We start from the raw sequence: 25,737 nt of genomic DNA, 5'->3' as shown, positions 1-25,737 counted from the left end.
CGGGCCACAGTCTGGGCCCGCCGTCGAAGCGCCGTCAAGTAAGGTGCGCGCATGGCCGGGAACCAGGGGGATCGCCCACGCCGCCGGCTCGGCACCGAGGAGCGGCGGGCCCAACTGCTCGCCGTCGGCGCCCGTCTGTTCTCGGAGCACCCGTACGACGAGGTGTGGATCGAGCAGGTGGCGGAGATCGCCGGCGTCTCGCGCGGGCTGCTCTACCACTACTTCCCGACCAAGCGGGACTTCTTCGCGGCCGTCGTGGAGCGGGAGAGCGAGCGCATGCTGCGGATGACCGCGGCCGAGCCCGGCGTCCCGGTGCGCGAGCAACTGGCGGCGAGCCTCGACACGTTCCTCGGGTACGTCGAGGCCCACGCCCACGGCTACCGGGCCTTCCACCGTGCCGACGCGGCGGGCGACCAGGCCGTGCGCTCGGTCTACCGGCGCGCCCTGGCCGCGCAGGAGAGGCAGATCCTGGAGGCACTGGCCGCCGACCCCGAGTTCGGCCCGGCCACCCGGGAGCGCCCGGAGGTACGCCTCGCCGTGCGGGGCTGGCTGGCGTTCACGACGGCCGTCTGCCTGGAGTGGCTGCGGCGCGAGGACCTGACCCGGGACCAGGTGCGGGACCTCTGTGTCCGCGCGCTGCTGGGCGTGCTCACCTCCTGATCCAGGACGGCCCGTACGTGCGGGGCCGGTCGACGTGCGCCCGGATCTCCGATAACTTAGGCAAGGCTTACCTAAGAGGAGGTTGGGGATGGGTGACAGCCAGACCTGGACGGCCGCTCCTTCCGCGGCACAACGGGCCCGCTCGGTGCTCGCCGCCGCGTGGTCCTGCGCGGTGACGACGGAGGGCTGCCGGGAGGAGCTCGTCGGCTCGCACCGGGTGGCCGGTGACGGACGGCTGCTGCTGGCCGTGCCGCAGGACAGCGCCCTGCGTACGGCCGCGATCTGCGCGCCCCGCGGGGAACCGTCCGCCGTCCTGGAGTTCGCCGACGTCGCCCCCGTGCCCGTCCGGACCCGTATCCGCGCCCGGCTCTGGCTCTCTGGCTGGTTCACCCCCGAGGGCGACGAACTCGCCTTCCGGCCCGTACGGGTGGTGCTGCGCCGGCCCCGCGGACCCGAGGTCGTCGACCTCGCCGAGTTCGCCGTGGCCCAGCCCGACCCGCTGGCCGAGGCGGAGGCCCGGCTGCTCACCCATCTCGCGGACTGCCACCCCGACGCCGTGGAGCGCCTCACCCGGCTCGTCGACCCCGGCAGCCTGCACGCCGCCGTCCGGGTGAGGCCCCTCGCGGTCGACCGTCATGGCCTGACCCTGCGCATCGAACGCGCCCGTACCCACGGCGACGTGCGCCTGATCTTCCATCGGCCCGCCGACGACCTCGCCCAGCTCACCGAACGCGTCCACGCCCTGCTCGCGCAGGCCGCCGCCGGCTGCCCGCGGACCCTACAGCGGCAGCGCGCAGACGGCGACGGGTGACGCGAACGGCTCGTCCGCGAGGCGCAGCCCGCCGTCCGCCGCGTCGACCTGGAAGACGGCGACGGTGCCCGACTTTTGGTTCGCGGCGAACAGCAGGGTCCCGTCCGGGGACAGCGTGATCTGACGCGGGAAGTCGCCGCCGGCCGGCACCGTGCCGAGCAGCCGCAGCCGGGCGCCGTCCTCCTCCACGGCGTAGCGCGCGAGGCTGTCGTGCCCCCGGTTGGCCAGCCACGCGTGCCGGCCGTCCGGCGCGACCGCGATCTGCGCCGGGTAGTTGGTGCCCCCGCCCGACCCCGTGGCCTGCCCCGGACCGATCGTCAGCCGTCCCGTCGGCGGGTCGTAGGCGCAGACCGCCACGGTGTCGTCGACCTCGTTCGCCAGATAGGCGTACCGCCCGCCCGGATGGAACGTCAGATGGCGCGGCCCCGCACCGGACGCGGCCCGCGCCCGGGAGACCTCGGTGAGCCTTCCGGCGTCCGGGTCGAGTCGGTAGGTGTACACGGTGTCGGTGCCCAGGTCGACGGCGAGGACATGGCGGCCGTCCGGGCTCGTGACGATCTGGTGGGCGTGCGGACCGTCCTGGTCCGGGCCGGGCGGCGGAGAGGAGTGCTGGACGAGGTCGCTGCGCTCCCCGAGCCCCCCCGACGCCTCGATCGGGTGCACGGCCACGCTGCCCGTGCCGTAGTTGGCACTCAGCAGCCACCGCCCGCTCGGGTGCACCGACAGATGGCAGGGCGCCGAGCCACCGGTGCTCCGGCTCCCCAGCACGTTCCGGTCGGCCAGGCGCACGGCGGTCACCGCGCCGTCGTCGCGCTCGTCGACCGCGTACAGCGTGCGCCCGTCCGGATGGACGGCCAGATACGACGGATCGGGGACGCCCTCGATCGTGCCGCCGCCCGTGACCCGGCCCGTGACCGGGTCGTACGTGGCGACGCCGATGCCCCGGCCGCCGCCGTCGACGGAGGTGTAGGTGCCGAGGTACAGCGGGCGCGGCCCCGAGGGCGCGCGGCTCTCGGCCTGTGGGCTCGGACGGGTTCCCGGGGCCGACGCCCGCGCGGCCGGCGTGTCCGAGGGGCCGGGCGCGCCGTCGCAGCCCGTGACCGCCGGCAGGGCCGCGCCGGCGGCCGTCCCCACGAGCGCCCCGACGAACCGGCGCCTGCTCAGCCCACCCGTGCCCATGTCCCACCTCAGGTCGTCGGTCGTCGTGGTCGCCCGGTCACCTTGACGCGCGGCCGCCGCCCGGCGCAAGGACGGCACCGGCCGTCGCGCGCGTCGCCCGCCTACCGGGAGCGTCCGCTCACCCCGGTACGGTTCCACAGCTTCTCCTGCACCCCCATGCGCTCCCGCACCCGGGTCAGCCGCGGCATCCTGGCGCGCTGCTCCTGCGACACGCGGTCCAGTTCCTCCAGCAGACGGCGGGAGCGGTGCTCGGTGTTCATCTCGTCGATGATCCGGTTCACCTCGGTGAGGACGGCGCCGTACAGCTGCCAGTGCTCCGGGCGGCGCTGCGCCTCCTCGTGCAGGAGCGGGGCCAGCCGGTCGCGGGTGGCGGCCGCCGTGTGCAGCTCCGCGGACAGGCGGGACTCCGCCGCGTCGGCGTTGCTGCTGACATGGGTGGTGACCAGGACGGCGAAGCTGACCACCGCGTCGGCGATCTCGGAGAGCAGTTGGTCGAGGACCGCGCCCGTCTCCTTCTCGAACAGCGAGTCGGGTTCGCGATCCTTGGCGAGGTCGGTGAGGGTGCGGGCGAGGACGCGCAGCACCACCGTGCAGATCTCCAGGGTGTCGAGCCCCGTGCGCAGCACCACGCGGTGCAGCAGGCCCTCGCGGACGCGCGGGTTCAGCCGCAGACTGTCCTCGGCCTGCCTGAGTGCCGCGTCCACCTCGATGATGTCGTGGTCGAGCCGGCGCGCCTCGTGCAGCCGGGCCGCCGCCTGCTCGTACGGCTGGCGGCCCGCCGCCTCCTCGCCGATGCGCAGCATCAACTGACGCAGCCGCCGGGACAGGTCCACCAGGGACTCACCGGCCTCGTCCACCCAGACGGGTGGTGCGAGCAGCAGGTTGAAACCGAGGCCGACGACGGCGCCGATCAGGGTCTCCAGCACCCGCGCCCAGGCCACGTCGCCGACCGAGGTGACGCCGAGGACCAGCATCGCGCTGATCGCGACCTCGGGGACGTACTCGTGGACCCGCACCAGATGGCCGACCCCCAGCGCCGCCACGATCAGCAGGCCGAGACTCCACCAGGTCAGACCCACCAGGAGGCTGAAGGCGATCGCCACCAGCACGCCGGCCACCACGGAGTTCACCCGGCGGATGCCGTTGGTGAGCGTGGCGTAGAAGGTGACCTGGACGACCAGCAGCGCCGTCAGGGGAGCGGTCAGCGGCGCCGCCTCGGGGCTCAGGCGCAGCGCGATGACATACGCGATCGTCGCCGCGGCCGCCGACCGCAGCGTCTGCACCACCACCGGGTCCCGGAGGGCCTTGGCCAGCCGCTCGCGGGACCACTGCCCCTCACGTGCCTCACGCATCCTTGGGCTGTTCCCCTCTCGCCGTCCCCGCACACCGCTCGCGGATCATGATGTTCCGCGAGAAACCCCAGGGTGGTCGCAGGGGCCGGGCCACAGCAAGGAGCGGGGCCGGTGACCGCCGACACCCGGGCCGGAGGTCGGCCGAACGGGCTCACGGGGGAGCGGGGCGAGGACTCAGGCGCCCAGCTTGTCGAGGAAGGCGTGCAGATTCCCGGTCGTGCGGGCGATCTGCTCCTCCAGGGTCAGGCTCTCCTCGAACCGCCCACCCGACGCGGGGACCTTCTTGCCGCGTACATAGAGGGAACAGGCCAGGTCGGTGCACATGTACAGACCGACCGAATTGCCCTCGCGCCCGGCGGGCCCCGCCTTGCGGGCCGTCATCAGGGAGACGCCCCCGCCCGGGTGCGTCGTCAGGCACAGGGAGCACAGGCTGCGGTGCGTGAAACCGCGCTGCTGCGACGGGAAGCGCAGCGAGATGCCCACCGGCCGCCCCTCGCGCTCGGCGACCAGATAGCTGCGGTCGGGGGCGCCCGGCTCGCGCCAGCCGAGGAAATCGAGATCGGCCCAGGGGCGTTCGTCCAGGTCGCGCGGGACCGACAGGCGCTTCGCCTCGCCTTTGGAGCAGTTGACGAACGAAGCGCGGATCTCTGCCTCGGTGAGCGACCTCATGGGAGCCTCCAGGGGGAGCTGGTACGGAAACGAAAACCTAGGGGCTCTAGGTTCAGGGCTAGGTTAGGAAGGATGACAGACCGGGGCCAGCGAATTTCCCCGGCCGCCGGGGCCCGGCCGAGCACCTGACGTCGTGGTTCACAATGGAGGCGTTCCATCGGGGCGGGAAACGGCAGGTCGGAAGGGAGCCGCATGGCGGGGCGGAACGGGCGAACGGTACGGGACCTCAGACGGGGCAACCGTACGGCCGTACTCCAGCGCCTCTACTTCGACGGGCCCCTCAGCCGCTTCGAACTCGGCCCGGCGACCGGACTCAGCTCCGGTTCCGTCAGCAACGTCGTCGCGGAGCTGATCGGCGACGGCCTGGTCGAGGAGGCCGGCAGTGTCGACTCCGACGGCGGCCGGCCCCGCATCCTGCTGCGGGTCGCCCCCGGCAGCGGCCACATGATCGGCGTGGATGTCGGCGAGACCCGGGTGCGCGTCGGCCTGTTCGACCTCACCCTCACCGAACTCGCCCGCGCCGAACGGCCGCTGGAGCAGCAGCGCTACGAGGTCGACGGCATCGTCCGCCATGTGCGGGACGGCGTCGCCGAGGTGCTCGAGGGCGCCGGCATCGGACCCGGGCGGCTCCTCGGCGTCGGCATAGGGGTGCCCGGCATCGTCGAACGCACCCCGGACCTCGGTGCCGTGGTGCACGGCCAGACCATCGGCTGGGACGCCGTCCCGCTGGAGCGGCTGCTGCGCGACGGCTCCGAACTCCCCGACAGCGTCCCCTACTTCATCGACAACGGCGCCCGGACGCTCGGCCAGGCCGAGATGTGGTTCGGCGCCGGCCGGGGCGCCGGGAACGCGCTGGTCGTCCTCTTCGGCTCCGGCGTCGGCGCCTGCCTCGTCACCCCGGAGGTGGAGCACGGGCGGGCCGTCGAGTGGGGCCATCTGACGGTACGGGTGCGCGGCCGGCGCTGCCGCTGCGGCGCCCTGGGCTGCCTGGAGGCGTACGCGGGCGCCGAGTCGCTGCTCGCCCGCTGGATCGAGGCCGGTGGCAGCGTTCCACGGGGCGCCGACGAGGAGACGGCGCTGTCCGTGATGCTCTCCGGTGCCTATCCCGCCGACGGCGGTCCGGCCGACCCGGTGGCGCTGGCCGTGCTGGAGGAGACCGCCGAGTACGTCGGCGCGGGCCTGTCCGACCTGATCAACCTCTTCCAGCCGGAACGGATCCTGATCGGCGGCTGGGCGGGCCTCCAGCTCGGCACCCGCTTCCTGCCCGCCGTCCGCCGTCACGCCGCCTCCTACTCGCTGCGGCACCCGGCCGAGAAGGTCGGCATCGAACTGGGCAGACTCGGCCCGGACGCGGTGACCGTCGGCGCCGCGATCCTGCCGCTCGCCGACTTCTTCGCGCACGGCGGGCGCCGCCCGGGCCCCGTGCCGGAGTCCGGCGGCACCCCGGCCCGGTCCGTGCCGCGCTGACGTTTGCCGGGGCCGGGGGACGGTACTCGCAGCGTCCGACACGCGGGAGGCGCACCATGGACGACCATCGCCGAGAGGCACCCGGCGAGAGCCCGGACCCCATCCCCAGGGACCTGCCGGACCAGCAGGCGCGCGACGGGGAGGACCCGTGGGAGGTGCCCGTCGGGCCCACCCGCGACGCCTCCGAGTCCGAGTCCGACGACGTCCCGGAGACGGACGAGGCGGGCACGGGCCGGCAGGGCGAGCCCCAGACCGGCGCGGTCCACCCCGAGCACCCGGCCCCGGAGGAGTCGGCGGGCTGATCCGCCCGGCGGCATCCGCCTCAGCCGACCTTCCGGCCCCGGAGGTTGGCCGTGTCCGCGCCCGCCCCCTCCCGCAGGCCCCCCAGGAACTCCTCGAGCACCTCGGGCGCCGTGCGGGACGGCTCCCAGCCCAGCTCCGAGCGGGCGCGGGAACAGTCCATCAGCGGCACCCTCAGCACCGCGTCGAACAGGTGCGGGGACGCAGGGAGCAGCCGCAGCCCCCACGCGGCAGCGATCGCCGAGCGGGCCGCGGTGCGGGGGAGCCGGACCGTGCGGGCGCCGAGCATCTCGCCCAGCAGCTCCGCGTCGACGGGTGGGTCGGCCGCCAGATTGAAGGCCCCGCGCACGTCGGACTTCACGGCGAGCCGGTAGGCGTGCGCCGCGTCGTCGGTGTGCAGGGCCTGCACCCGCAGCCCGGGGACGTCGGGCAGGAACGGCAGCAGGTCGGGCCGCAGGAGCGGTCCCGGCAGATAGCGGCCGCCGAAGATCCGCCGCTGTTCGCTCGCGGACGCGCGCTTGAACAGGAACGCCGGCCGCATCCGCACGACCCGGACCTCGGGATGCTCCCGCTCGAAGATGTCCAGGTTCCGTTCCAGGTACGCCTTCTCCCGGCAGTACGCGGCGTCCGGCCAGCCGTGCGTCGGCCACGACTCGTCGACGGGGTGGTCCTTGGGCCCCGGCGAGTACGCGCCCACCGACGAGGCGTGGACCAGCGCGGGCACCTTGGCCTCGGCCACCGCCTCGTACACGCGCAGGCTGCCCAGCACGTTGGTGCGCCAGGTCGTCGCCGGGTCGTGCGTCGGCTGGAAGGCCCAGGCCAGATGGACGACGGCGTCGGCGCCGGCGAAGATCCGCGCGAGGTCCGTGTGCCGCGACGCCAGGTCGGCCGCCGTCCACTCGGTCTTCGCCGGTCCCACGTCGGGTTTGCGGCGGGCGAGGCCCACGACGGACCCGACCTCCGGGTCCTCCGCGAGGAGCCGCACCACGCTGGTGCCGACGTTGCCGGTGGCTCCGGTGACCACGATCCTGCGTTCCGGTCCGCTGCTCACGTGCGGCTCCTCCCGGACGGTGGGGACGGGAGCGCCCGAGTACCCCGTGCGCCCGGGGGCACGCCGTCACCCGGCGAAGGCGTCCACGCCGGTCAGCTCCGCGGACAGGGCCCACAGCCGGGCCGCCTGCTCGGGGTCGGTCGCCCAGTCCTTCACCCCGACGCGCCGGCCGTCGGCCGGGGCCGGCTCGGCGACCTCGCAGTCCTCCAGGTACAGGCCGCCCAGGCCCGCCAGCTGGGGGGAGGTCGCCGCCCAGACCTGGGTCGCGGCGCCCTGCTCGGGCGTCTTGAAGCCGGGCTGGGGGATCTCGTTGCCGTCCTCGTCGATCCAGCCGTTGGCGATCATCTCCTCACGGGGGAGATGCCGCTGGAGGGGGGTGAGGATGCCGCCGGGGTGCAGTGAGAAGGCCCGGACACCGCGGTCGGCCGCGAGCCGGTCGAGGTGGACGGCGAACAGGGCGTTCGCGGTCTTGGCCTGCCCGTAGGCATGCCACTTGTCGTAGCCCCGGTGCCACTGGACGTCGTCCCAGCGGATGCCGGAGTAGTGGTGGGCGCGCGAGGACACCGACACCACCCGGGCGCCGCCCGGCTCGATCGCCGGCCACAGCCGGTTGACCAGGGCGAAGTGCCCGAGGTGGTTGGTGGCGAACTGGGCCTCCCAGCCGGGTCCGACCCGGGTCTCCGGGCAGGCCATGATGCCGGCGCTGTCGATCATGATGTCGATCGTCCGGCCGCCGGCCAGGAACCGTTCGGCGAAGCCGCGGACGCTGTCCTGGTCCGCCAGGTCGAGTTCGTCCACCTCGACGCCGCTCAGCCCGGCCAGCGCCTCGTCGGCGGTGGACCGGCGGCGGGCGGGGACGACGACGTGGGCGCCCGCGCGGGTCAGGGCCCGGGTGGTCTCCAGGCCGATCCCGGAGTAGCCGCCCGTGACGATCGCGAGCTTCCCGGTGAGGTCGACGCCCGCGAGGACCTCGTCCGCGGTGCTGGTCGCTCCGAAGCCGGAGCCGATCTTGTGCTGTGCAGTACTCATGTCCGGAACGCTACGAATTGGAGTGCTCTCGAAGTCAAGCGGACGGGGGCCGCCGTGCGCCCGGACAGGAAAAAGCCCCGGCCGGACGGGGGGTTCCGGTCGGGGCGTCGAGGGTGGGTGCGCATGGCGGTCGCCTCTCGGCGAAAGGCTCCACAGGGCTTCAGCCGAACGATCTTCCCTGTGGGCGAATGGTGAGGCCCGGGGACACTGTCCCATCCGCACCCACGGCTGGTTCAACGGTGAACTACGGGTGGATGTTCCCGGACCCGCCGCCTCGGACGGTGAGGTGCGTCACGCCCGGGAGTGCTGCTTCTCGCGCGTCCACGCCAGCAGCTCGTCGGCCGTCCACGTGGTGACGACGCGCTCGGCGGACACCCCGCACTCCTCGGCCCGCGCACAGCCGTACCGCTGCCAGTCGAGCTGCCCCGGGGCGTGCGCGTCGGTGTCGATCGAGAACAGCGTGCCCGCGGCCACCGCCCGGCGCAGCAGACGGCGGGGCGGGTCCAGCCGTTCGGGCCGGCTGTTGATCTCGACGGCCGTCCCGGACTCGGCGCAGGCGGCGAACACCGCGTCCGCGTCGAACTCCGACTCCGGGCGTCCCCGCCCGGTGATCAGACGGCCGGTGCAGTGCCCGAGGACGTCCGCGTGCGGGTTGCGCACGGCCGCGATCATGCGGCGGGTCATGGAACGGGCGTCCATGCGCAGCTTGGAGTGCACCGACACCACGACCACGTCCAGACGCTCAAGGAGCTCGGGCTCCTGGTCCAGCGAGCCGTCGTCGAGGATGTCGCACTCGATGCCGGTGAGCAGCCGGAAGGGCGCCCAGCGGGCGTTCAGCTCCGCCACCACGTCCAGCTGCTCGCGCAGCCGGCCGGCCGACAGCCCCCGGGCGACGGTCAGCCGGGGCGAGTGGTCGGTCAGCACCGCCCACTCGTGCCCGAGCTCCGCCGCCGTCCGCCCCATCTCCTCGATGGGGCTGCCCCCGTCGGACCAGTCGGAGTGCAGATGGCAGTCGCCGCGCAGCGCCTCCCACAGCTCCCGGCCTCCCTCGGGCGGGCCCGCGGCGGGCCGGTTCTCCAGGTCGGTGAGATAGCCGGGCACCTGTCCGGCCAGGGCCTCGCGCGCCACTCCGGCCGTCTTCGGGCCGACGCCCTTCAGCTTCTCCAGCGTCCCGGCCTCCGCCCGCGCCCGGACCTCGTCCGGGGGCAGCCCGGCCAGCACCCGGGCGGCCGTACGGAACGCCCGGACGCGATACGTCGGCTCCAGGGACCGCTCGAGCAGGAAGGCGATCCGGTTCAGGGCCTCGACGGGATCCATCGCCACCTCCTCCTCCAGGGTTCCCCGGCACCGCCGCCCCCGCACGGCGACGGCGGGCGGGACGTCGCGGACCCGGCCTAGGCTCTATGCATGACCGAAAGCGCGAGCCCGCACATCGCACAGCCGCGGATCATGGTGCTCGGGGTCCAGCCGGGCACGCCCCCGTTCCGCATCATGGAGATCGACGGTGAGGTCGTCTGCGAGGCCAGGACCATCACCGACGTCCTCACCACCGCCGCCCTCTACGGCATCACCGTCCACGACCTCGACGACCCGGACGTGGTCCGCTGGGTGGGTGGCGACAAGTTCACCTGGCACCACCGCTGAGGGACCGGCTCAGCCGACCGTCCACTTCTGGTTGGCCCCGCCCGAGCAGGTCCACAGCTGCAGCCGCGTGCCGTTGGCCGAGCTGTTCCCGGTGGCGTCCACGCACTTGTCGGCCTGCGGATTGACGATGTCGCGCGCCGCGGAGACGGTCCACTTCTGGTTGGCGCCTCCCGTGCAGTCCCACAGTTGCAGCGGTGTGCCGTCGGCGGTGCCGTTGCCGGTGGCGTCCAGGCACTTGCCGAGCGCCCGCAGCGAGCCGTCCGAGCCGGCCGTCCACCGCTGGGCGGCGGTTCCGTTGCAGTCGTAGAGCTGGACGGGGGTGCCGTTGGCGGTGTTCGCGCCCGCCACGTCCATGCACTTGCCGGCGATCCCGCGCACGGTGCTGCCGCCGGTCGGGGTGTCCCCGGTGGTCACCGAGACGTGGTCCACGACCAGTTGCTGCGGGAAGGCGGTGGAGCCGTCGGGGTCGCCGGGCCAGTAGCCGCCGACCGCGAGGTTCAGGATGAGGAAGTACGGCCGGTTGAACACCCACTGCCTGCCGCCGAGGTCGGCGGGGGTGCGCCGCTGGTAGACGTTGCCGTCCACGGACCAGGTGATCGAGTCCGGCGCCCAGTCGACGGCGAAGGTGTGGAAGGCGTCCGCGAACGCCTGCCCGTTCGGCAGCGTGTAGCCGGCGCCGATGCCGCCCGACCCGGAGTAGCCCGGGCCGTGGATCGTGCCGTGCACGGTGGACGGCTCGAAACCGACGTTCTCCATGACGTCGATCTCGCCCGAGTCGGGCCAGTTGACCGGTGTGCCGAGCATCCAGAACGCGGGCCACATGCCCTGGCCCCGCGGCACCTTCATCCGCGCCTCCACGTGCCCGTACTGGGCGGTGAACTTGCCGGAGGTGTTCAGCCGGGCCGAGGTGTACTGGCAGGTGCCGTACCAGCACTGGTAGTTGGCCGGGTTCTCGCGCCGGGCCGTGATCACGAGGTGGCCCTGGCCGTCCAGGGCCGCGTTCTTGTTGCCGGAGGTGTAGTACTGCCGTTCGTGGTTGTTGACGTTGTCGCCGGTCTCGATCTGCCACTTCGACCCGTCGACGGCGGCGCCCGCGGGACCGTCGAAGGTGTCGGAGAAGACGACCGCGGCGGCCGCGGCGCGCGGTGGTTCCGCCTGGGCGGGCGCGATCGCGGCGGCCGCGACCAGGACCGCCGAGAGGGCGGCGAGCAGGGCAGAGCGGATCAGCCGTGGGGAGGCCATCGTGCTCCCTTCCGTGCGACGCCCCGCTGGGCGGGCGCGTCGACCGTGGTGGGGGGTGAAGGTGTCGCCACTTGATTCAAGACGTGAGTTAAGGGGGCGTCAATACTTTGGTACGGACCAGTGGACAGGGGTCCGCCCCGCACCCGGCGGACCGGGGCGGGGCGGCACGGGATGTGTCAGGTCCGGACCCGCCTGGCGTGCACCGCACGGCTCAGCCGCCGGCCCAGTAGGAGGTAACCGATGAGCGCGCCCGACGTGTTGAGGATGACGTCGTCCACGTCGAAGGCGCGACCCGTCACCAGGGCGCCCTGCGCGAACTCCACCAGCAGCATCACGGTCGCCGTCAGCAGCAGCACCCGCAGCACCCCCCGGGTCCGCGGGGCAACGATGGGGACCAGGACGCCGAACGGCACGCCCAGCAGCAGGTTGCCGCCGATCTGCCGCACGGCGTCGCGCAGTTCGGGCTGGTCCAGATAGGCGCGCAGTGAGCGGCCGGGGTGCAGGTTGGTGTGGGTGAGGCTCTCCGACGCGGGGGAGGGCTGCAGGGTGAGTTTGGCCAGGACCACCGCGAAGGCGACCATGAACGCGAAGGCGCACACCATCGCCACACAGCGGGCGAGCAGACGCAGCGGGCCGCCCCCGGACCCGGGGCCGTCCCGGTCCGCCGCCTTGGACTCGGGTCCGGGGCCGGCGGCGCTCTTCGTCCTGGGTGCGCCGAGGCGCGACGCGACACGCGCTCGCGAGATCCCACCGGCCATCATGTCCTCCACTCGTCAAGGTCCGGGCGTGGTCACGCGCTTACCCCCGTACCGCCCCGGGATGCGGTCGCTTTCGGCCGCCGGCGGGCCGGGTCCGTCATGCCCCGTACGTCACCTTCACCTCCTCGAAGCCCAGGGAGTGCAGCAGTCCTTGGAGCATGTCGGTGGTGTTCTTCTCGGCCCGCGCGGTCAGTCCGCTCTTCTTCGCCGCGTCCCCGATGTGCCGTACCGCCAGCTTCTGCACGGCCTGTTCGCTGTTCGGGTTGTCGGAGAACAGGTCGCCGAGGCGGTCGAACAGCCCCCGCTGCTTGGAGACCGCGTAGGAGCGGTCGGGGTCGAGCGCCGGGGTGCCGAGCACGGCGTGCGGCAGACGCAGCGTGGCGGACGTACGGTCCTTGTCGACCGTGACGTCGTCCTCGCCGACCTTGCCGAGGTTCACATAGGCGTCCACGGTGCCCGCGCCGACGTACAGGGTGCGGGTGCCGCGGATCGCGTCGGGCAGGAACTTGGCGTCCTTCTCCAGATCCACGACGATCTGGAAGTTGCCGGAGGCGGCGTCGTAGCGGCTCATGTCCTGGATGGACCGGAGCAGCGCGGGTCCCGACCGGTCCCGGGTCTCGGTGCCGAACAGGTCCTTGAGCCCCGGGAGCACGCTCAGCCGGATCCCGGCGAAGAACACGCCCAGCACCAGGACGACGGCGGTGACCGCCTTGGCCCAGCGGGGCATGCGCCGGTCGATGCGCTTGATGGGAGTCGTCATGTCGACGTCCCTCCTTCCTGCTGACCGGATACCCCCAAATCCCGTACTGAGCGGGTCTGTTGGCCGAATTCCGGGGTGCGCCGGGCGCGGGCGGCGGCTGGACGGCGGGACCAACGTTTCTGCAGTCTCAGTAGCATGTGGCCGCCACCCGTGATGATCATGCGAGGAGCGGATCGTGCGAGAGATCGCCGTGTTCAGCGGCAGTGCCCATCCCGAACTGGCGGCGGAGGTCTGCGCCCAGCTCGGGGTGCCCCTCAGCCCCACCCGGGTCAGCCGGTTCGCCAACGACTGCCTGGAGGTGCAGCTCCAGGCCAACTGCCGGGAAAGGGACGTCTTCCTGATCCAGCCCCTGGTGCGGCCCGTCCAGGAGCACCTGGTCGAGCTGCTGCTGATGTGCGACGCCGCGCGCGGCGCGTCCGCGCGCCGGATCACCGTGGTGATGCCGCACTACTCCTACGCGCGGTCCGACAAGAAGGACGCGCCCCGCATCTCCCTCGGCGGCCGGCTCGTCGCCGATCTGATGGTGGCGGCCGGCGCGAGCCGCGTCCTCGCCATGACCCTGCACGCCCCCCAGGTGCACGGCTTCTTCTCGGTGCCCGTCGACCATCTGCACGCGCTGCGGGAACTCGCCGCGCACTTCCGGCAGTACGACCTGAGCCGGACCACCGTCGTCTCGCCGGACCTCGGCAACGCCAAGGAGGCGGCGGCGTTCGCCCGGATGATCGGGGCCCAGGTGGCCGCCGGCGCCAAGCAGCGGTTCGCGGACGACCGGGTCAGCATCTCCTCCGTGATCGGCGAGGTGAGCGGGCGCGACGTCATCGTCCTGGACGACGAGATCGCCAAGGGCAGTACCGTCCTCGAACTGCTCGACCGGCTGCGTGAGCTGAACCCGCGGTCGATCAGGGTCGCGTGTACGCACGGCCTGTTCGCCGCCGGTGCCCTCAAGCGGATCGGTGAGCAGCCGGACGTCCTGGAGATCGTCTGCACCAACACCGTGCCGGTGCCCGAGGAGGAGCGCACGGACAAGCTGCGGATCCTGTCGATCGCGCCCGCGCTCGCGGAGGCCGTGCGCCGCATCCACAACGGGGAGTCCGTGAGCGCCCTGTTCGACGCGGCGGAGGACTGACGGGGGGTCAGGAGGCGCCGGAGGCCGTCCCGGCGGTGTCGAGGGCGGCGTCCGGCGTCGGATGCGGGGGCAGCAGCCGGGACAGGCCGGTGATCCGCAGGATGCGTAGGATCAGCGGCTGGGTGCACACCAGGTGCAGCCGGCCGCCGTGGTCGAGCACCCGGCCGCGGGCCCGGTACAGCAGCCGCAGCCCCGAGCAGTCGAAGAACTCCACGCTCCGCAGGTCGATCACGACGCGCGCCTCCGGGTCCGTCGTCACCCGGTCCAGGTAGGGGCCGATCTCCGCGGCCGCGGCGATGTCGATCTCACCGAGCAGCTCCAGCACCAGATGGTCCCGGTGGCGGTGGGTGCGCAGATGCCGGGTGAAGGGCGCAGGTTCCTGCCGCACGACCACATCGCCTCCAACCCGTTCCCCTGCCGCGGGTGCCCAAGTCCGGCTCCCGCACTGCAAGTTACCCCCGATCGAGCGAATCTGAGCATGTTCGATTGACATATGTCTTGGATTTGCGACACAGGTTGCGCCCGATGGCGGGGCGGTGATCCTCGGCGAAGCCCAGCCCCCCGACCGCACGGCGCGGCCGGGGGGCTGGTCACGCGAGGCCGGCTCAGTCGACGGTCAGGATCAGCTTGCCCGTCACACGGCCCTGCTCTCCGAGGGCGTGCGCCTCGGCGGCGTCGGACAGCGGGAAGGTCCGCTCGATCGCGGCGCGCAGCTTGCCCTGCTCGATCAGGTCCACCAGGGAGCGCAGGTCGGCGCGGTCCGCGTCGACGAGCATCCGGACGGCCCGCACACCGAGCCGCGCCGCCTCCTCGGGGAACTCGTCCGACCCGACCGGGATGATGGAGACGACGACGCCGCCCGGACGCAGGACGCGCAGCGAGCGCAGGGCGGTTTCGCCGCCGAGCGTGTCGAGGACGACGTCGACGTCCTTCACGGCCTCGGCGAAGTCGGTCTCCCGGTAGTCGATCGTCTCGTCGGCGCCGATCTCCCGCAGGAAGTCGTGCTTGCCGGCGCTCGCCGTGCCGATCACGTACGCGCCCCGCGCCTTGGCGATCTGCACGGCCGCGTGCCCGACCCCGCCGGCCGCCGCGTGGATCAGCACCCGCTGCCCGGGCCGCAGGTCCGCGTGCTCGACCAGCGCCTGCCAGGCGGTGAGGGAGACCAGCGGCAGCGCGCCGGCCTGCGTGTGGTCGATCGAGTCCGGCTTGTGCGTCAGCGCGCGGACCGGGGCGATCACGTACTCGGCGTGCGAGCCGTGCCCGTACGGGTACGGCAGCATCCCGAAGACCTCGTCGCCGGGCTGGAACGCGGCGACGCCGACCCCGGTCGCCTCCACCACGCCGGAGACGTCCCAGCCGAGGACGAAGGGCGGGTCGCCGAGGAAGCCGCCGGTCGCCCGGTGCTTCCAGTCGGTCGGGTTGACGCCGGCGGCGCGGACCCGGACCAGGACCTGGTTGGGACCCGGCGCCGGCCGCTCCAGCCGTACCTCCTGGAGGACCTCGGGACCGCCGAGGACGTTCTGGCTGATGGCTCGCATCGTGTGCTCAGTGCTCATGGTTCCTCAGCCTGCCCGGAGCGAGCCCTCGGGAAAATGGCACGATTGCCAACCTTCGATATGATCGTGCCATGAGTGAGCGAGGAACCCCCGGGCGGACCGAGCGGGTCGTGGTGCTGGCACTGGACGGCGTCTACCCCTTCGAGCTGGGCATCCCCAGCCGGATCTTCGGCGCGGCCGACGGCCACTACCAGGTGCTGACCTGCAGCGTCGACGGCCGCCCGGTGCGCAGCAACGCCGACTTCACGATCGGCGTGCAGCACGGCCCGGAGATCCTCGCCACGGCCGACACGGTGGTCGTCGCCTCCATGGCCACCGCGTACATCCCCACCGAGCTGTCCCCCGAACTCGCCGGAGCGCTGGCGCTCATTCGTCCGGACGCGCGCATCGTGTCGATCTGCACCGCCGCCTTCGTCCTCGCCGCCGCGGGGCTCCTCGACGGGCGCAGGGCCACCACCCACTGGCAGGTCACCGAGGCGTTCAGCCGCATGTACCCGCGGGTCGACGTCGACCCGGACGTGCTGTTCGTCGACGACGGCCGCGTCCTCACCTCCGCCGGCGCCGCGTCCGGCGTGGACGTCTGCCTGCACATCGTGCGCACCGACCACGGCAGCGAACTCGCCAACGCGGTCGCCCGGCGCTGTGTCGTCCCGCCCTTCCGCGACGGCGGACAGGCGCAGTACATCGAGCAGCCGGTCCCCGAGAGCGGGGCCGCGAGCACCGCCGCCACCCGCACCTGGGCCCTGGAGCACCTGGAGGAACCCCTCACCCTGTCGGACCTCGCCCGGCACGCCCGGATGAGCCGGCGCACCTTCGCCCGCCGCTTCGGCGACGAGGTCGGCCTCAGCCCCGGCCGCTGGCTGATCCAGCAGCGGGTGGCGCGCGCCCGGCACCTTTTGGAGTCCACCGATCTGCCGGTCGACCAGATCGCCGCGCAGGTCGGCTTCGCCACCGGCGCCTCGCTGCGCCAGCACCTGCACGCCGCGATCGGGGTGTCCCCGCAGGCCTACCGCCGCACCTTCCAGTCCGCCACCGTCCGTTGACGGGCCGGACACGGACTGAAACCACCCCGGCGGGTTAGACGGGAGACACAGGGCAGCGGGGCAGGCCGCGCCCCGGATCTTCGGAGGAGCCATGCCGCTCGTGAAAGCCGGGTTCGTCGTGCTCGACTGTGCCGAGCCCGAGAAACTCGCCGAGTTCTACAAGGAGTTGCTGGAGGCCGAGCAGACCGGCGCCACCGCCAACCAGGTCGAGATCCGTGGCGCCGACGGCATCCGGCTGGCGTTCCGCCGCGACATGAACGCCACCCCGCCGAGCTGGCCGCGCCCCGAGAACTCCCTCCAGGCGCACCTGGACTTCGTGGTGGACGACCTGGACGAGGCCGAGCGCCGGATCGTCGGCCTGGGAGGGCGTCCGGTGGAGGCGAAGGACGCTCCGGGACCGTACGAGGAGCGCGGCTTCTCCGACCCGGCCGGGCACTCCTTCACCCTGCGCCGCACGCCCGGTACGGCCCCCAAGCAGGGCTGAGGCCCCGGGCGGACGTGTCACCCGGGGCCCCGGCCCACCGTCAGTCCCGTCCGCCCTTGTCGGCCGAGGGCCAGACACCGGTGGACCGCTCGACCGCCTTGGCGCCCGCGCGGTCCGCCAGGCTGCGGGCCATCGCGAACAGGGCGCCCTGGACCGCCGCGGCGAGCAGTACCTCACCCCAGCCGCGGTCCCGGTCCAGGGCGTCGGGGGCGTCCTCCTCGTGCCGGATCGCCATCCACGTCTTGCGGAAGGCGAGCCCCGCCAGGGCGCCGCTCGCCCAGCCGAAGGCGAACCCCAGCGGTTTGTAGGCGAGCGGGAGCTTCGCCTTCTTCTGCTTCTTCTTGCCCATGTGCCTGTGCCTCCTCGGTAGTTCAGGGACGGGCGTGCGCCGGCACCCGCTCGGCCTCGGGAACCGGACCGGGCGGCGTCCCGTCGCCGAACGGCCGGCCGCCCAGCTCCGCACGGTGATGCGGGGCCAGCCAGCCCGACAGGTCCGGTCCCACGGGGACGATGCCGGTCGGGTTGATCCCGGTGTGCACCTGGTAGTAGTGCCGTTTGATGTGGTCGAAGTCGACGGTGTCGCCGAACCCCGGCGTCTGGTAGAGATCACGCACGTACGCCCACAGCACCTGGTTCTCCGTCAGCTTCCAGCGGTTGCACTTGAAGTGACCGTGATAGACGGCGTCGAAACGGACCAGTGTGGTGAACAGCCGGATGTCCGCCTCCGTGATCGTGTCCCCGACCAGATAGCGCTGCCCCGCGAGCCGCTCGGTCAGCAGGTCCAGCCTGCGGAAGAGCCGCGTGTACGCGCTCTCGTACTCCTCCTGCCCGGTGGCGAAGCCCGCCCGGTAGACGCCGTTGTTGACGTCCTCGTACACGTCGGCCATGACCTGGTCGATCTCGTCCCGCAGCGCCTCCGGGTAGAGATCGGGCGCGCCCTGCCGGTGCAGGGCCGTCCACTCGGTCGCCAGGTCCAGCGTGATCCGCTGGTAGTCGTTGGTGACCAGCTCGCCGCTGGGCACGTCCACGATCGCGGGGACGCTGACGCCGCCCGGGTAGCCGGTCTCCCGCCGGTCGTACGCCTCGCTGAGGAACCGGATGCCGAGCACCGGGTCGCGGCCGTCGGGGTCCAGGGTGAACCGCCAGCTCCGGTCGTCCTGCACGGGATCGGTGATCGCCATGGGCAGAGCCTCCTCCAGGCCCAGCAGCCGCCGCGCGACCAGCGCCCGGCTCGCCCACGGACAGGCGCGGCTGACGACCAGTCTGTACCGGCCCGCCTCGACCGGCCAGCCGTCCCGGCCGTCCGCCGTGATCCGGTCCGTGAAGTGCGCCCTGGACCGCTGGAACGCCTTCCGGCCATAGGCGGTGTTGCCCCCGCCGCTCATGATCGCTCCCTTCCGCCGGCCGCCGGTCCGTCCGGCCGATGCCGGGTTCCTCCGTTCGCGCCCGCCATGCGGCGGGCCCGCCCGTACGCCGTCGTCGGGACCGTACGCCCGGTCTCCCACCGAGTCCCCCGTTTTCCGCCGACGGCACGGTGTGAGTGGGGGAGGCCGGGGCAGTCGGCGTTAGGTGAGCAGCACACCGGACACCTCGACATCGGACCGCAGGACCCGGATCACGGTCCTGGTCGCCCTCGCCGCCAACCTCGTCATCGCCGTGGCCAAGGCCGTCGGAGGGCTCCTCGCCCATTCACCCGCCCTGCTGTCGGAGGCGGCGCACTCCGTGGCGGACAGCCTCAACGAGGTGTTCCTGCTGGCCGCGCTGCGCCGCAGCCGCCGCCCCGCAGACGCCCGCCATCCCTTCGGCTACGGCAAGGAGCGATTCTTCTGGTCGCTGCTGGCCGCCGTCGGGATCTTCGTGATGGGCGGCTGCTTCTCCGTCTTCCAGGGTGTGGAGGCACTGCGCGGCGGCTCCGAGGAGTCGTTCGGCGGCTATGTCGCGGGCATGATCGTCCTCGGCGTGGCCTTCCTCGCCGAAGGGGCGTCGCTGGTGCGGGCGCTGCACCAGGTGCGCCGGCAGGGCGGACTCGCCGACGGGATGCGCGACCCGGCGCTGCGCACGGTCGTCGCCGAGGACGGCACGGCGGTGCTCGGCGTGAGCCTCGCCCTCGCCGGCATGGCCCTGCACATGGTCACCGGGCAGGTGGTGTGGGAGGCGTCGGCCTCGCTGGCGATCGGCGCCCTGCTCGTCTACGTCGCCTACCGGCTGGGCCGCGAGGCCCGCGACCAGCTGATCGGCGAGGCCGCCGACCCGGAGGCGGCCGCCCGGATCTGCGCGCTGCTGGAGGCGCAGCCCGAGATCGACAGCGTGGAGGCGCTGTTCACGATGAAGACGGGCCTGGAGAGCGCGCTGGTGGCGGCACGGATCGACCTCGTGCCGGGACTGGACAGCGAGCGGGTCGAGGAGGTCGCCGTCCGGATCAAGCGGTCCATCGGCCACACCGTCGCCGAGGCGGACCAGATCTTCCTCGACATCACCGAGCGGTCCGCGCGCGAGGCACACGGAAGCCCCGCCGCGACGGGGGAACGCGGCGGGGCCTGACGCTCGGGTGCCCCGCCCTCGCGGGGTCATGCGTCCCGATGAGAAAATACTTCGCAGTCCCCGGCCCTACTGCCCGTCGAGCGGCTCCAGGACGAACACCGGGATCTCCCGGTCCGTCTTCTTCTGGTAGTCGGCGTACGGCGGATAGGCGGCGACGGCCCGCTCCCACCACTCCGCCTTCTCGGCGCCGGTGACCTCACGGGCCCTCATGTCCCGCTTCACCGGACCGTCCTGCAGCTCCACATGCGGGTCGGCCTGCACGTTGTGGTACCAGACGGGGTGCTTCGGCGCCCCGCCCTGGGAGGCGACCACGGCGTAGAGGCCGTCGTGCTCGACGCGCATCAGAGGCGTCTTGCGGATCTTGCCGCTCTTGGCGCCGCGGGTCGTCAGCAGGATGACGGGCAGCCCGGTGTCCTGGAGCGTGGTGCCCTCGGTGCCGCCGGACCGCTCGTACAACTCCACCTGGTCGCGCACCCACTTGCTCGGGCTGGGCTCGTATTCGCCCTCGAGAGGCATGACATCCATCCCATCGTCGTGTACGAGAACTGACACTCCCTTCAACAGTGGCACAGGCGCCGATCATCCGTGCCCCGCCGCACCGCTAGGGGGCGTCTTGTCGATCAGGCCGGACGCCGGGAGCCCGCCCTGATCGACAAGACACCCCCTAGACCAGCATCCGCACCGCCAGCGCCAGCATCACCGCGCTCGACACCAGCGCGGTCACCAGTCGTCCCCTGAGCCCGGTCAGCAACCGCCCGAGCAGGGCGCCGCCCCCGGCGAGCAGCACCTGCCAGCTCGCCGAGGCGGCGAACGCGGCCAGGACGAACACGGCCTGCCCGGTGGCCGGCACGGAGTCCGCCGCGCGGGTGCCGAGGACCAGGGCCGTGAAGTAGACGACCGTGGTCGGGTTCAGCAGGGTGATGCCCAGCAGTGAGAGATAGGCGCGGCCCGGACCGGGCGGCGGGGGAGCGGAGCGGGTGGCCAGGCGATGGGCCCGGTACTGGCGGACGGCCAGGGCGGCGCCCCGCACGGCGAGCACCGCCAGCACCAGGGCCGAGGCCCAGCGCAAGGGCACCAGCACCGGGCGCAGGGCGGACGCGAGCGCGGAGCCGCCGAGGGTGGCCAGCAGGGCGTACAGTCCGTCGGCCGTCGCCACGCCGAGCGCGGCGCAGACACCGGTGCGCAGGGAGGTACGGGCCGTGAGGGAGACGAGGTAGGTCGCGACGGCGCCGACGGGTACGGCGATGCCGTACCCGGCCAGCAGGCCCGCGACGAGCGCCGCGGTCACGACGTGGGCGGCGTCGGTCCCCACGGTCGGCCGGGCTGCTGCTGGGACCGCACCGGACGGACGGCGGCGGTCGGCGGCAGGAAGGCGATGTTCTTCGGCATGGCCGGATTCTGTGGTCCCCGCCCTGCCCGCGACAAGCGAATTTCCCCCGGGAACGCCGCACGCGGAGATTCACGTCCCTTGTGGGCGAAGCCTTGTGCGACCATCCCCGGCCAGATTTCCGTGGCCGGAGTTCTGGCCGAACTTGACGTCGTCATGTAGGTGCCTCGGGCATCTAATAAAGATCGGCACGACGCACCCTTCGTCTGCGAGGTCTTTTCATGACGGACATGACGGAACCCCCCACCGTCGCCTTCCCCCAGAGCCGGACCTGTCCCTACCACCCGCCCGCCGCCTACGACCCCCTGCGCGACACCCGCCCGCTGACCCGCGCGCGGCTCTACGACGGCCGCGTCGTGTGGACGGTCACCGGTCACGGCCTCGCCCGCACCCTGCTCGCCGACCCCCGGCTGTCCACCGATCCCACCCGCCCGGAGTTCCCCGCCACCACGGAACGCATCGCCCGGATCCGGCGCCGGCGGTCCGCCCTGCTCGGCGTCGACGATCCCGAACACCGCGTGCAGCGGCGCATGATGATCCCCAGCTTCACCCTCCAGCGCGCCACCGCGCTGCGCCCGCACATCCAGCGGATCGTCGACGAACGCCTCGACGCGATGATCGCCGGCGGCCCGCCCGCCGACCTGGTCCCCGCGTTCGCGCTGCCGGTGCCCTCCATGGTGATCTGCGCCCTGCTCGGTGTGCCCTACGAGGACCACGACTTCTTCGAGGGGCAGTCGCGCCGGCTGCTGCGCGGCCCGACGGCCGCCGACTCCATGGACGCCCGCGCCCGCATGGAGGAGTACTTCGACGAGCTGATCGACCGCAAGCAGCGGCAGGACGCGCCCGGTGACGGCGTCCTGGACGAACTCGTCCACCGGCGGCTGGCCGAGGGCGAACTGGATCGCGAGGGGCTCATCGCGCTCGCCATCATCCTGCTGGTCGCCGGGCACGAGACGACCGCCAACATGATCTCCCTGGGCACCTTCACGCTGCTCAGGCACCCGGAACGGCTCGCCGAACTGCGCGCCGACCCCGACCTCGTGCCCGCGGCCGTCGACGAACTGCTGCGGATGCTGTCCATCGCCGACGGACTGCTGCGCGTCGCCGTCGAGGACATCGAGGTGGCCGGGGAGACGATCCGCGCGGGCGACGGCGTCGTCTTCTCCACCTCGGTCATCAACCGGGACGAGACCGTCTACGCCGACCCCGACACCCTGGACCTGCACCGCCCGGCCCGGCACCACGTCGCCTTCGGGTTCGGCATCCACCAGTGCCTCGGGCAGAACCTGGCCCGCGCCGAGATGGAGATCGCGCTGCGTACCCTGTTCGGCCGTCTCCCCGGACTGCGCCTCGCGGTCCCCGCGGAGGAAATCCCGTTCAAAGCCGGCGACACGATCCAGGGGATGCTGGAACTCCCCGTGACCTGGTAAGAGGCTCCGGTCATGCACAACGAAACGCATGAGACACACGAGACCACGGCGACCGTGCCCGGCGAGGCGTCCGGGACCCGCATCGACATCGACCACGACCTCTGCATCGGCGCCGGACAGTGCGCCCTGGCCGCCCCGTCCGTCTTCACCCAGGACGACGACGGCTTCAGCGCCCTGATCCCCGGCCGGGAGGACGGCGGCGGCGACCCGATGGTCCGGGAGGCCGCCCGCGCCTGCCCGGTCAGCGCCATCACCGTCTCCGAGGCCACCGCCTGACGGGCCGTCGGGGCTGTTGAGTAGGGTTTCCCGGATGACCGAACAGGCCGGGAAACCCTTCCTCTACGTCGTCGTCTGCGCCGCCGGGATCGCGGCGGACGTGGACAGGCTGGCCGGCGCCGCCCTGGAGCGGGACTGGGAGGTCGGGGTCATCGCGACCCCGGCCGCCCTGAACGGCTTCTTCGACACCACCGTCGTCGAGACCCTGACGGGCCGGCCGATCCGCTCCACCTGGCGCACTCCCGCCGACCCCCGCCCCTTCCCGCCGCCGGACGCCGTCGCCGTCGCGCCGGCCACCTTCAACACGATCAACAAATGGGCGGCCGGCATCGCCGACACCCTGGCCCTGGGCACCCTGTGCGAGGCGACCGGGCTCGGCGTGCCCGTCGCCGTCCTGCCCTGCGTCGCCGACGCGCTCGCCGCCCACCCGGCCTACCGGGACAGCCTGGAGCGGCTGCGCGGCATGGGGGTGCGGTTCGGGGAGCCGTACACGGGCGAGCCCGCGCCGGACGGCACGCGGCCGGACTTCCGGTGGGAGCGGGCACTGGACCTGCTGACGGGGCCGGGAGCGCCGTAGGCTCGCCGGGTAACGCCCTCCCGAAGGCAGGAGCAGCAACGATGCAGTATGTGAAGCTCGGTTCGACGGGCCTGGACGTGTCGCGGATCTGTCTGGGGTGCATGACCTACGGGCTCCCGGACCGTGGCGCGCACGAGTGGACCCTCGACGAGGAGGCGTCGCGGCCGCTGATCCGGCAGGCGCTCGACGCGGGCATCAATTTCTTCGACACCGCCAACGTCTACTCCGACGGCACCAGCGAGGAGATCGTCGGCAAGGCGCTGCGCGACTTCGCCCGCCGGGACGAGATCGTCCTCGCGACCAAGGTCCACGGCCGGATGCGCCCCGGCCCGAACGGCGCCGGGCTCTCGCGCAAGGCGATCATGACCGAGATCGACCACAGCCTCGCCCGCCTCGGCACCGACCACGTCGACCTCTACCAGATCCACCGCTTCGACCCGCACACCCCGGTCGAGGAGACCATGGAGGCGCTGCACGACGTGGTGAAGGCGGGCAAGGCCCGCTACATCGGGGCGAGTTCGATGTACGCCTGGCAGTTCTCCAAGATGCAGTACACCGCCGAGCGCAACGGCTGGACGACGTTCGTGTCCATGCAGAACCACTACAACCTCCTCTACCGCGAGGAGGAGCGCGAGATGCTGCCCCTCTGCGCCGACCAGGGCGTCGGGGTGCTGCCGTGGAGCCCGCTGGCCCGCGGCCGGCTCACCCGTGACTGGGGCACGGCCACCGACCGCAGCACCCACGACGAGTTCGGCAGCAGGCTGTACCCGGACAGCGACCGGGTCGTCGTGGAGGCCGTCACCCGGGTGGCGAACGAGCGCGGTGTGCCGCGCGCCCAGGTCGCCCTCGCCTGGCTGCTGCACCAGGACACGGTGACGGCCCCCATCATCGGCGCCGCCCGGCCGGGGCACCTTCAGGACGCGGTCGCCGCCGTCGAACTGGAGTTGAGCGACAAGGAGTTGGCGGCGCTCCAGGAGCCCTACACGCCGCACCCGGTCATCGGTCACTGAGCGCGCCGCGGACGGAGGCCCCGCCGGAGCGCGCCGCAAAGGTTGGCGCCCCGGTTGTGAAGGCCCGGTGAAGGGGCCTTCGTCCGCATGACCAGCGGAGAATGCCGTGGCGCGGCGGTTCAATGGTTTGCGATGAAGTCGGCGGAGTGGCGAGTGAATCCGTTTTCCCATTGCTTCGCCGATAGCCCGCAATGCGGATCACCCGGCTATTGACAATGCGTCAAACACTGCTGGCCGCGTATCCGGTGCACAATAAGCGGAGCGGCTTGTTCTCTGTCCCTGACCTGTGCAAAGGTGTGGCTCGCTCCTTTACGCCCTCGCGCTTCACCAGAGCCGCACCCGGAGCATACCCATTGGTATGGACCCTTCAAGCCGCAGTGCCCTCCGGAGGAATGCCCCCGTGCATGACGCAGGCCTGTCGAATTCACCAGGCGCCGCCCGCTTCTTTGAAGTGCCCGACGCTCAGCTGAGCGCCGAACTCAAGAAGTGGACGGGAGCGGCACCGGCGCTCCACCCCGTCGGGGAACTCCTCGACCGGCACTGGGAGGCGGGCTTCGCCTACGCACGGCTGTGCACCGCCGACACCCGCTCCGCGGGCATGCTCACCACGGCGGCGTTCACCCGCCTGTTCGGCGAGACCCTGCGGCAGACCGGGCCGAGCGCCGCCTGGCGCCCCCGGCTCCTCGTCACCGTCGGCCGGATCGCCGCGGAATGGGACGCCGACCACCGGCGGGAACTCCTCCACCCCGGGCTGCGCTCGGGCCCCGACGGCGTCGGAGCCGCCGCCCGCCTGCTGCCGCCGGAGCACCGCTGGCTGCTCTCCGAGGCCTTCGCACGGCTGCCCCAGGCGGCCCGCTGCCTGCTCTGGCACACCGAGGTCGAGGCCGAACCGGCGTCCGTACCGGCCGCGCTCCTCGGCATGGACGCGGAGACCGGACGCCTGGAGCTGGAGCGCGCCCGCGACCGGCTGCGCGAGGAACTGCTCCAGGTCCACCGCGAACTCGCCCCCGAGCACGAGTGCCGCCAGTACCTGCGGATGCTCGACGTCACCTACCGGCGCGGCGGTGTCGACGTCGACCCCGACCTGCGCGCGCATCTGAACCGCTGCGCCCACTGCAGCGGCACCGCGGATCAGCTGGGCGTCTTCAACGGCGGACTGGGCATCGCCCTCGCCGAGTCCGTGCTCGGCTGGGGCGCGCGGGCCTATCTGATCGCCCGCGTCAGCCCCGGCGCGCAGCCCCCCGTGTCCACGCCGGCCCCGCACCGCCCGATCGCGGGCGAGTCCTTCTTCGCCGACACCGGCGCCGCCGCCTCCGCCGCGCGCCCCCACCCTTCGGCGTTCGCCTCCGTCACGGCCCCGGACGCCGCCGGGACGCCCGCCGGCG

29 protein-coding genes are annotated in these 25,737 nt (G+C 72.7%); 14 read left to right on the top strand and 15 right to left on the bottom strand.

All coding sequences use genetic code 11. The annotated features are described in order from the left end of the window. The first annotated feature begins 51 nt into the window (after positions 1-51). On the top strand, positions 52-660 hold the full coding sequence (locus tag ACFV46_RS26390; protein ID WP_385499976.1) for a TetR/AcrR family transcriptional regulator: 609 nt from the start codon (positions 52-54) through the stop codon (positions 658-660). A gap of 88 nt (positions 661-748) precedes the next feature. Next, on the top strand, positions 749-1,471 hold the full coding sequence (locus ACFV46_RS26385) for a DUF2470 domain-containing protein (RefSeq protein WP_385499975.1): 723 nt from the start codon (positions 749-751) through the stop codon (positions 1,469-1,471). Here the strand turns inward: ACFV46_RS26385 and ACFV46_RS26380 are convergent. The 3 genes from ACFV46_RS26380 to ACFV46_RS26370 all read right to left on the bottom strand — a co-directional run bounded on the left by ACFV46_RS26380 (position 1,439) and on the right by ACFV46_RS26370 (position 4,671). After that, a complete protein-coding gene (locus ACFV46_RS26380) occupies positions 1,439-2,650 on the bottom strand; it encodes a beta-propeller fold lactonase family protein (protein WP_385499973.1) in 1,212 nt (403 codons plus the stop codon). The genes ACFV46_RS26385 and ACFV46_RS26380 overlap by 33 nt on opposite strands. A gap of 101 nt (positions 2,651-2,751) precedes the next feature. Further along, complete coding sequence (locus tag ACFV46_RS26375) at positions 2,752-4,002, bottom strand: aromatic acid exporter family protein (protein WP_361932967.1); 1,251 nt, start codon at positions 4,000-4,002, stop codon at positions 2,752-2,754. Positions 4,003-4,176: 174 nt separating this feature from the next. After that, a complete protein-coding gene (locus ACFV46_RS26370) occupies positions 4,177-4,671 on the bottom strand; it encodes an FBP domain-containing protein (RefSeq protein WP_361932969.1) in 495 nt (164 codons plus the stop codon). 192 nt (positions 4,672-4,863) lie between these two features. Here ACFV46_RS26370 and ACFV46_RS26365 point away from each other — a divergent pair, with 192 nt between their 5' ends. Together ACFV46_RS26365 and ACFV46_RS26360 are read left to right on the top strand one after the other, a co-directional pair. Continuing rightward, positions 4,864-6,138, top strand: a complete 1,275-nt coding sequence (locus ACFV46_RS26365; RefSeq protein ID WP_361932972.1) for an ROK family transcriptional regulator — start codon at positions 4,864-4,866, stop codon at positions 6,136-6,138. Positions 6,139-6,194: 56 nt separating this feature from the next. Next, positions 6,195-6,440, top strand: coding sequence for a hypothetical protein (locus ACFV46_RS26360; protein WP_361932975.1), 246 nt, complete (start codon positions 6,195-6,197; stop codon positions 6,438-6,440). A gap of 20 nt (positions 6,441-6,460) precedes the next feature. On the opposite strand, the gene ACFV46_RS26355 is transcribed toward ACFV46_RS26360, so the two are convergent. The 3 genes from ACFV46_RS26355 to ACFV46_RS26345 all read right to left on the bottom strand — a co-directional run bounded on the left by ACFV46_RS26355 (position 6,461) and on the right by ACFV46_RS26345 (position 9,835). Further along, a complete protein-coding gene (locus ACFV46_RS26355) occupies positions 6,461-7,489 on the bottom strand; it encodes an SDR family oxidoreductase (RefSeq protein WP_376727733.1) in 1,029 nt (342 codons plus the stop codon). A 66-nt stretch (positions 7,490-7,555) separates the two neighbouring features. Next, on the bottom strand, positions 7,556-8,518 hold the full coding sequence (locus tag ACFV46_RS26350; protein ID WP_385499972.1) for an SDR family NAD(P)-dependent oxidoreductase: 963 nt from the start codon (positions 8,516-8,518) through the stop codon (positions 7,556-7,558). A 291-nt stretch (positions 8,519-8,809) separates the two neighbouring features. Further along, complete coding sequence (locus ACFV46_RS26345) at positions 8,810-9,835, bottom strand: PHP domain-containing protein (RefSeq protein ID WP_385499971.1); 1,026 nt, start codon at positions 9,833-9,835, stop codon at positions 8,810-8,812. Positions 9,836-9,925: 90 nt separating this feature from the next. Here ACFV46_RS26345 and ACFV46_RS26340 point away from each other — a divergent pair, with 90 nt between their 5' ends. Beyond that, positions 9,926-10,162 carry a hypothetical protein gene (locus ACFV46_RS26340; protein WP_151787351.1) on the top strand — a complete coding sequence of 79 codons (237 nt, stop codon included), beginning with the start codon at positions 9,926-9,928 and terminating at the stop codon, positions 10,160-10,162. A 9-nt stretch (positions 10,163-10,171) separates the two neighbouring features. On the opposite strand, the gene ACFV46_RS26335 is transcribed toward ACFV46_RS26340, so the two are convergent. The 3 genes from ACFV46_RS26335 to ACFV46_RS26325 all read right to left on the bottom strand — a co-directional run bounded on the left by ACFV46_RS26335 (position 10,172) and on the right by ACFV46_RS26325 (position 12,922). Then, positions 10,172-11,404, bottom strand: coding sequence for a ricin-type beta-trefoil lectin domain protein (locus ACFV46_RS26335; protein ID WP_376727730.1), 1,233 nt, complete (start codon positions 11,402-11,404; stop codon positions 10,172-10,174). A 176-nt stretch (positions 11,405-11,580) separates the two neighbouring features. Further along, positions 11,581-12,162, bottom strand: coding sequence for a VanZ family protein (locus ACFV46_RS26330; RefSeq protein ID WP_361932989.1), 582 nt, complete (start codon positions 12,160-12,162; stop codon positions 11,581-11,583). A gap of 97 nt (positions 12,163-12,259) precedes the next feature. After that, positions 12,260-12,922: a DUF4230 domain-containing protein gene (locus ACFV46_RS26325; RefSeq protein ID WP_385499968.1), complete on the bottom strand. Its 663-nt coding sequence runs from the start codon at positions 12,920-12,922 to the stop codon at positions 12,260-12,262. A 175-nt stretch (positions 12,923-13,097) separates the two neighbouring features. Between ACFV46_RS26325 and ACFV46_RS26320 the strand changes: the two genes are divergently transcribed. Then, positions 13,098-14,048, top strand: a complete 951-nt coding sequence (locus tag ACFV46_RS26320) for a ribose-phosphate pyrophosphokinase (protein ID WP_361932995.1) — start codon at positions 13,098-13,100, stop codon at positions 14,046-14,048. Between the two features lie 7 nt (positions 14,049-14,055). Here the strand turns inward: ACFV46_RS26320 and ACFV46_RS26315 are convergent, their stop codons facing one another. Together ACFV46_RS26315 and ACFV46_RS26310 are read right to left on the bottom strand one after the other, a co-directional pair. Continuing rightward, positions 14,056-14,436 (bottom strand): anti-sigma factor antagonist, encoded by a 381-nt coding sequence (locus ACFV46_RS26315; protein WP_225994560.1) that lies wholly within the window; start codon positions 14,434-14,436, stop codon positions 14,056-14,058. A 217-nt stretch (positions 14,437-14,653) separates the two neighbouring features. Beyond that, on the bottom strand, positions 14,654-15,604 hold the full coding sequence (locus ACFV46_RS26310; protein ID WP_385499967.1) for an NADP-dependent oxidoreductase: 951 nt from the start codon (positions 15,602-15,604) through the stop codon (positions 14,654-14,656). A gap of 71 nt (positions 15,605-15,675) precedes the next feature. On the opposite strand from ACFV46_RS26310, the gene ACFV46_RS26305 reads away from it, so the two are divergent. Continuing rightward, positions 15,676-16,647 (top strand): GlxA family transcriptional regulator, encoded by a 972-nt coding sequence (locus ACFV46_RS26305; RefSeq protein ID WP_385499966.1) that lies wholly within the window; start codon positions 15,676-15,678, stop codon positions 16,645-16,647. Positions 16,648-16,738: 91 nt separating this feature from the next. Beyond that, a complete protein-coding gene (locus ACFV46_RS26300) occupies positions 16,739-17,131 on the top strand; it encodes a VOC family protein (RefSeq protein ID WP_361933004.1) in 393 nt (130 codons plus the stop codon). Positions 17,132-17,171: 40 nt separating this feature from the next. On the opposite strand, the gene ACFV46_RS26295 is transcribed toward ACFV46_RS26300, so the two are convergent. Both ACFV46_RS26295 and ACFV46_RS26290 read right to left on the bottom strand, forming a co-directional pair. Further along, on the bottom strand, positions 17,172-17,480 hold the full coding sequence (locus ACFV46_RS26295) for a DUF4235 domain-containing protein (RefSeq protein ID WP_361933007.1): 309 nt from the start codon (positions 17,478-17,480) through the stop codon (positions 17,172-17,174). 22 nt (positions 17,481-17,502) lie between these two features. Further along, positions 17,503-18,516 (bottom strand): glutathione S-transferase C-terminal domain-containing protein, encoded by a 1,014-nt coding sequence (locus tag ACFV46_RS26290; protein WP_361933010.1) that lies wholly within the window; start codon positions 18,514-18,516, stop codon positions 17,503-17,505. A gap of 184 nt (positions 18,517-18,700) precedes the next feature. On the opposite strand from ACFV46_RS26290, the gene ACFV46_RS26285 reads away from it, so the two are divergent. Next, the gene (locus ACFV46_RS26285) at positions 18,701-19,672 is read left to right on the top strand and encodes a cation diffusion facilitator family transporter (RefSeq protein WP_376727726.1); all 972 of its coding nucleotides are present in this window, start codon (positions 18,701-18,703) and stop codon (positions 19,670-19,672) included. Positions 19,673-19,738: 66 nt separating this feature from the next. On the opposite strand, the gene ACFV46_RS26280 is transcribed toward ACFV46_RS26285, so the two are convergent. Both ACFV46_RS26280 and ACFV46_RS26275 read right to left on the bottom strand, forming a co-directional pair. Continuing rightward, positions 19,739-20,188: a nitroreductase family deazaflavin-dependent oxidoreductase gene (locus ACFV46_RS26280; protein ID WP_361933014.1), complete on the bottom strand. Its 450-nt coding sequence runs from the start codon at positions 20,186-20,188 to the stop codon at positions 19,739-19,741. Positions 20,189-20,336: 148 nt separating this feature from the next. Beyond that, positions 20,337-20,960: a LysE family transporter gene (locus ACFV46_RS26275; RefSeq protein ID WP_376727880.1), complete on the bottom strand. Its 624-nt coding sequence runs from the start codon at positions 20,958-20,960 to the stop codon at positions 20,337-20,339. Between the two features lie 320 nt (positions 20,961-21,280). Here ACFV46_RS26275 and ACFV46_RS26270 point away from each other — a divergent pair, with 320 nt between their 5' ends. From ACFV46_RS26270 to ACFV46_RS26250, 5 genes are all read left to right on the top strand, one after another. Beyond that, entirely contained in the window at positions 21,281-22,489 is a 1,209-nt protein-coding gene (locus tag ACFV46_RS26270) for a cytochrome P450 (protein ID WP_385499964.1), read from the top strand. Positions 22,490-22,543: 54 nt separating this feature from the next. After that, a complete protein-coding gene (locus ACFV46_RS26265) occupies positions 22,544-22,765 on the top strand; it encodes a ferredoxin (protein WP_225994669.1) in 222 nt (73 codons plus the stop codon). A 34-nt stretch (positions 22,766-22,799) separates the two neighbouring features. Next, complete coding sequence (locus ACFV46_RS26260; protein WP_361933020.1) at positions 22,800-23,342, top strand: flavoprotein; 543 nt, start codon at positions 22,800-22,802, stop codon at positions 23,340-23,342. 41 nt (positions 23,343-23,383) lie between these two features. Further along, positions 23,384-24,352 (top strand): aldo/keto reductase, encoded by a 969-nt coding sequence (locus tag ACFV46_RS26255; protein ID WP_376727724.1) that lies wholly within the window; start codon positions 23,384-23,386, stop codon positions 24,350-24,352. A gap of 400 nt (positions 24,353-24,752) precedes the next feature. Next, on the top strand, positions 24,753-25,737 hold a 985-nt coding region (locus ACFV46_RS26250; RefSeq protein ID WP_385499961.1), incomplete at its 3' end, for an RNA polymerase sigma factor.

It is taken from the genome of Streptomyces sp. NPDC059852, assembly GCF_042731455.1.
Lineage (GTDB): Bacteria > Actinomycetota > Actinomycetes > Streptomycetales > Streptomycetaceae > Streptomyces.
The sequence above is the reverse complement of the archived record's forward strand: the minus strand, read 5'-3'. Positions and strand labels throughout refer to the sequence as shown.

What these genes read in the sequence shown, in the direction of transcription:
- ACFV46_RS26360 (WP_361932975.1), top strand. Translation starts at nt 6,195, where the DNA reads ATGGACGACCATCGCCGAGAGGCACCCGGCGAGAGCCCGGACCCCATC.
- ACFV46_RS26305 (WP_385499966.1), top strand. Translation starts at nt 15,676, where the DNA reads ATGAGTGAGCGAGGAACCCCCGGGCGGACCGAGCGGGTCGTGGTGCTG.
- ACFV46_RS26300 (WP_361933004.1), top strand. Translation starts at nt 16,739, where the DNA reads ATGCCGCTCGTGAAAGCCGGGTTCGTCGTGCTCGACTGTGCCGAGCCC.
- ACFV46_RS26280 (WP_361933014.1), bottom strand. Translation starts at nt 20,188, where the DNA reads ATGCCTCTCGAGGGCGAATACGAGCCCAGCCCGAGCAAGTGGGTGCGC.
- ACFV46_RS26255 (WP_376727724.1), top strand. Translation starts at nt 23,384, where the DNA reads ATGCAGTATGTGAAGCTCGGTTCGACGGGCCTGGACGTGTCGCGGATC.
- ACFV46_RS26345 (WP_385499971.1), bottom strand. Translation starts at nt 9,835, where the DNA reads ATGGATCCCGTCGAGGCCCTGAACCGGATCGCCTTCCTGCTCGAGCGG.
- ACFV46_RS26380 (WP_385499973.1), bottom strand. Translation starts at nt 2,650, where the DNA reads ATGGGCACGGGTGGGCTGAGCAGGCGCCGGTTCGTCGGGGCGCTCGTG.
- ACFV46_RS26330 (WP_361932989.1), bottom strand. Translation starts at nt 12,162, where the DNA reads ATGGCCGGTGGGATCTCGCGAGCGCGTGTCGCGTCGCGCCTCGGCGCA.
- ACFV46_RS26270 (WP_385499964.1), top strand. Translation starts at nt 21,281, where the DNA reads ATGACGGACATGACGGAACCCCCCACCGTCGCCTTCCCCCAGAGCCGG.
- ACFV46_RS26390 (WP_385499976.1), top strand. Translation starts at nt 52, where the DNA reads ATGGCCGGGAACCAGGGGGATCGCCCACGCCGCCGGCTCGGCACCGAG.
- ACFV46_RS26325 (WP_385499968.1), bottom strand. Translation starts at nt 12,922, where the DNA reads ATGACGACTCCCATCAAGCGCATCGACCGGCGCATGCCCCGCTGGGCC.
- ACFV46_RS26290 (WP_361933010.1), bottom strand. Translation starts at nt 18,516, where the DNA reads ATGAGCGGCGGGGGCAACACCGCCTATGGCCGGAAGGCGTTCCAGCGG.
- ACFV46_RS26260 (WP_361933020.1), top strand. Translation starts at nt 22,800, where the DNA reads ATGACCGAACAGGCCGGGAAACCCTTCCTCTACGTCGTCGTCTGCGCC.
- ACFV46_RS26375 (WP_361932967.1), bottom strand. Translation starts at nt 4,002, where the DNA reads ATGCGTGAGGCACGTGAGGGGCAGTGGTCCCGCGAGCGGCTGGCCAAG.
- ACFV46_RS26310 (WP_385499967.1), bottom strand. Translation starts at nt 15,604, where the DNA reads ATGAGCACTGAGCACACGATGCGAGCCATCAGCCAGAACGTCCTCGGC.
- ACFV46_RS26385 (WP_385499975.1), top strand. Translation starts at nt 749, where the DNA reads ATGGGTGACAGCCAGACCTGGACGGCCGCTCCTTCCGCGGCACAACGG.
- ACFV46_RS26295 (WP_361933007.1), bottom strand. Translation starts at nt 17,480, where the DNA reads ATGGGCAAGAAGAAGCAGAAGAAGGCGAAGCTCCCGCTCGCCTACAAA.
- ACFV46_RS26335 (WP_376727730.1), bottom strand. Translation starts at nt 11,404, where the DNA reads ATGGCCTCCCCACGGCTGATCCGCTCTGCCCTGCTCGCCGCCCTCTCG.
- ACFV46_RS26350 (WP_385499972.1), bottom strand. Translation starts at nt 8,518, where the DNA reads ATGAGTACTGCACAGCACAAGATCGGCTCCGGCTTCGGAGCGACCAGC.
- ACFV46_RS26370 (WP_361932969.1), bottom strand. Translation starts at nt 4,671, where the DNA reads ATGAGGTCGCTCACCGAGGCAGAGATCCGCGCTTCGTTCGTCAACTGC.
- ACFV46_RS26340 (WP_151787351.1), top strand. Translation starts at nt 9,926, where the DNA reads ATGACCGAAAGCGCGAGCCCGCACATCGCACAGCCGCGGATCATGGTG.
- ACFV46_RS26365 (WP_361932972.1), top strand. Translation starts at nt 4,864, where the DNA reads ATGGCGGGGCGGAACGGGCGAACGGTACGGGACCTCAGACGGGGCAAC.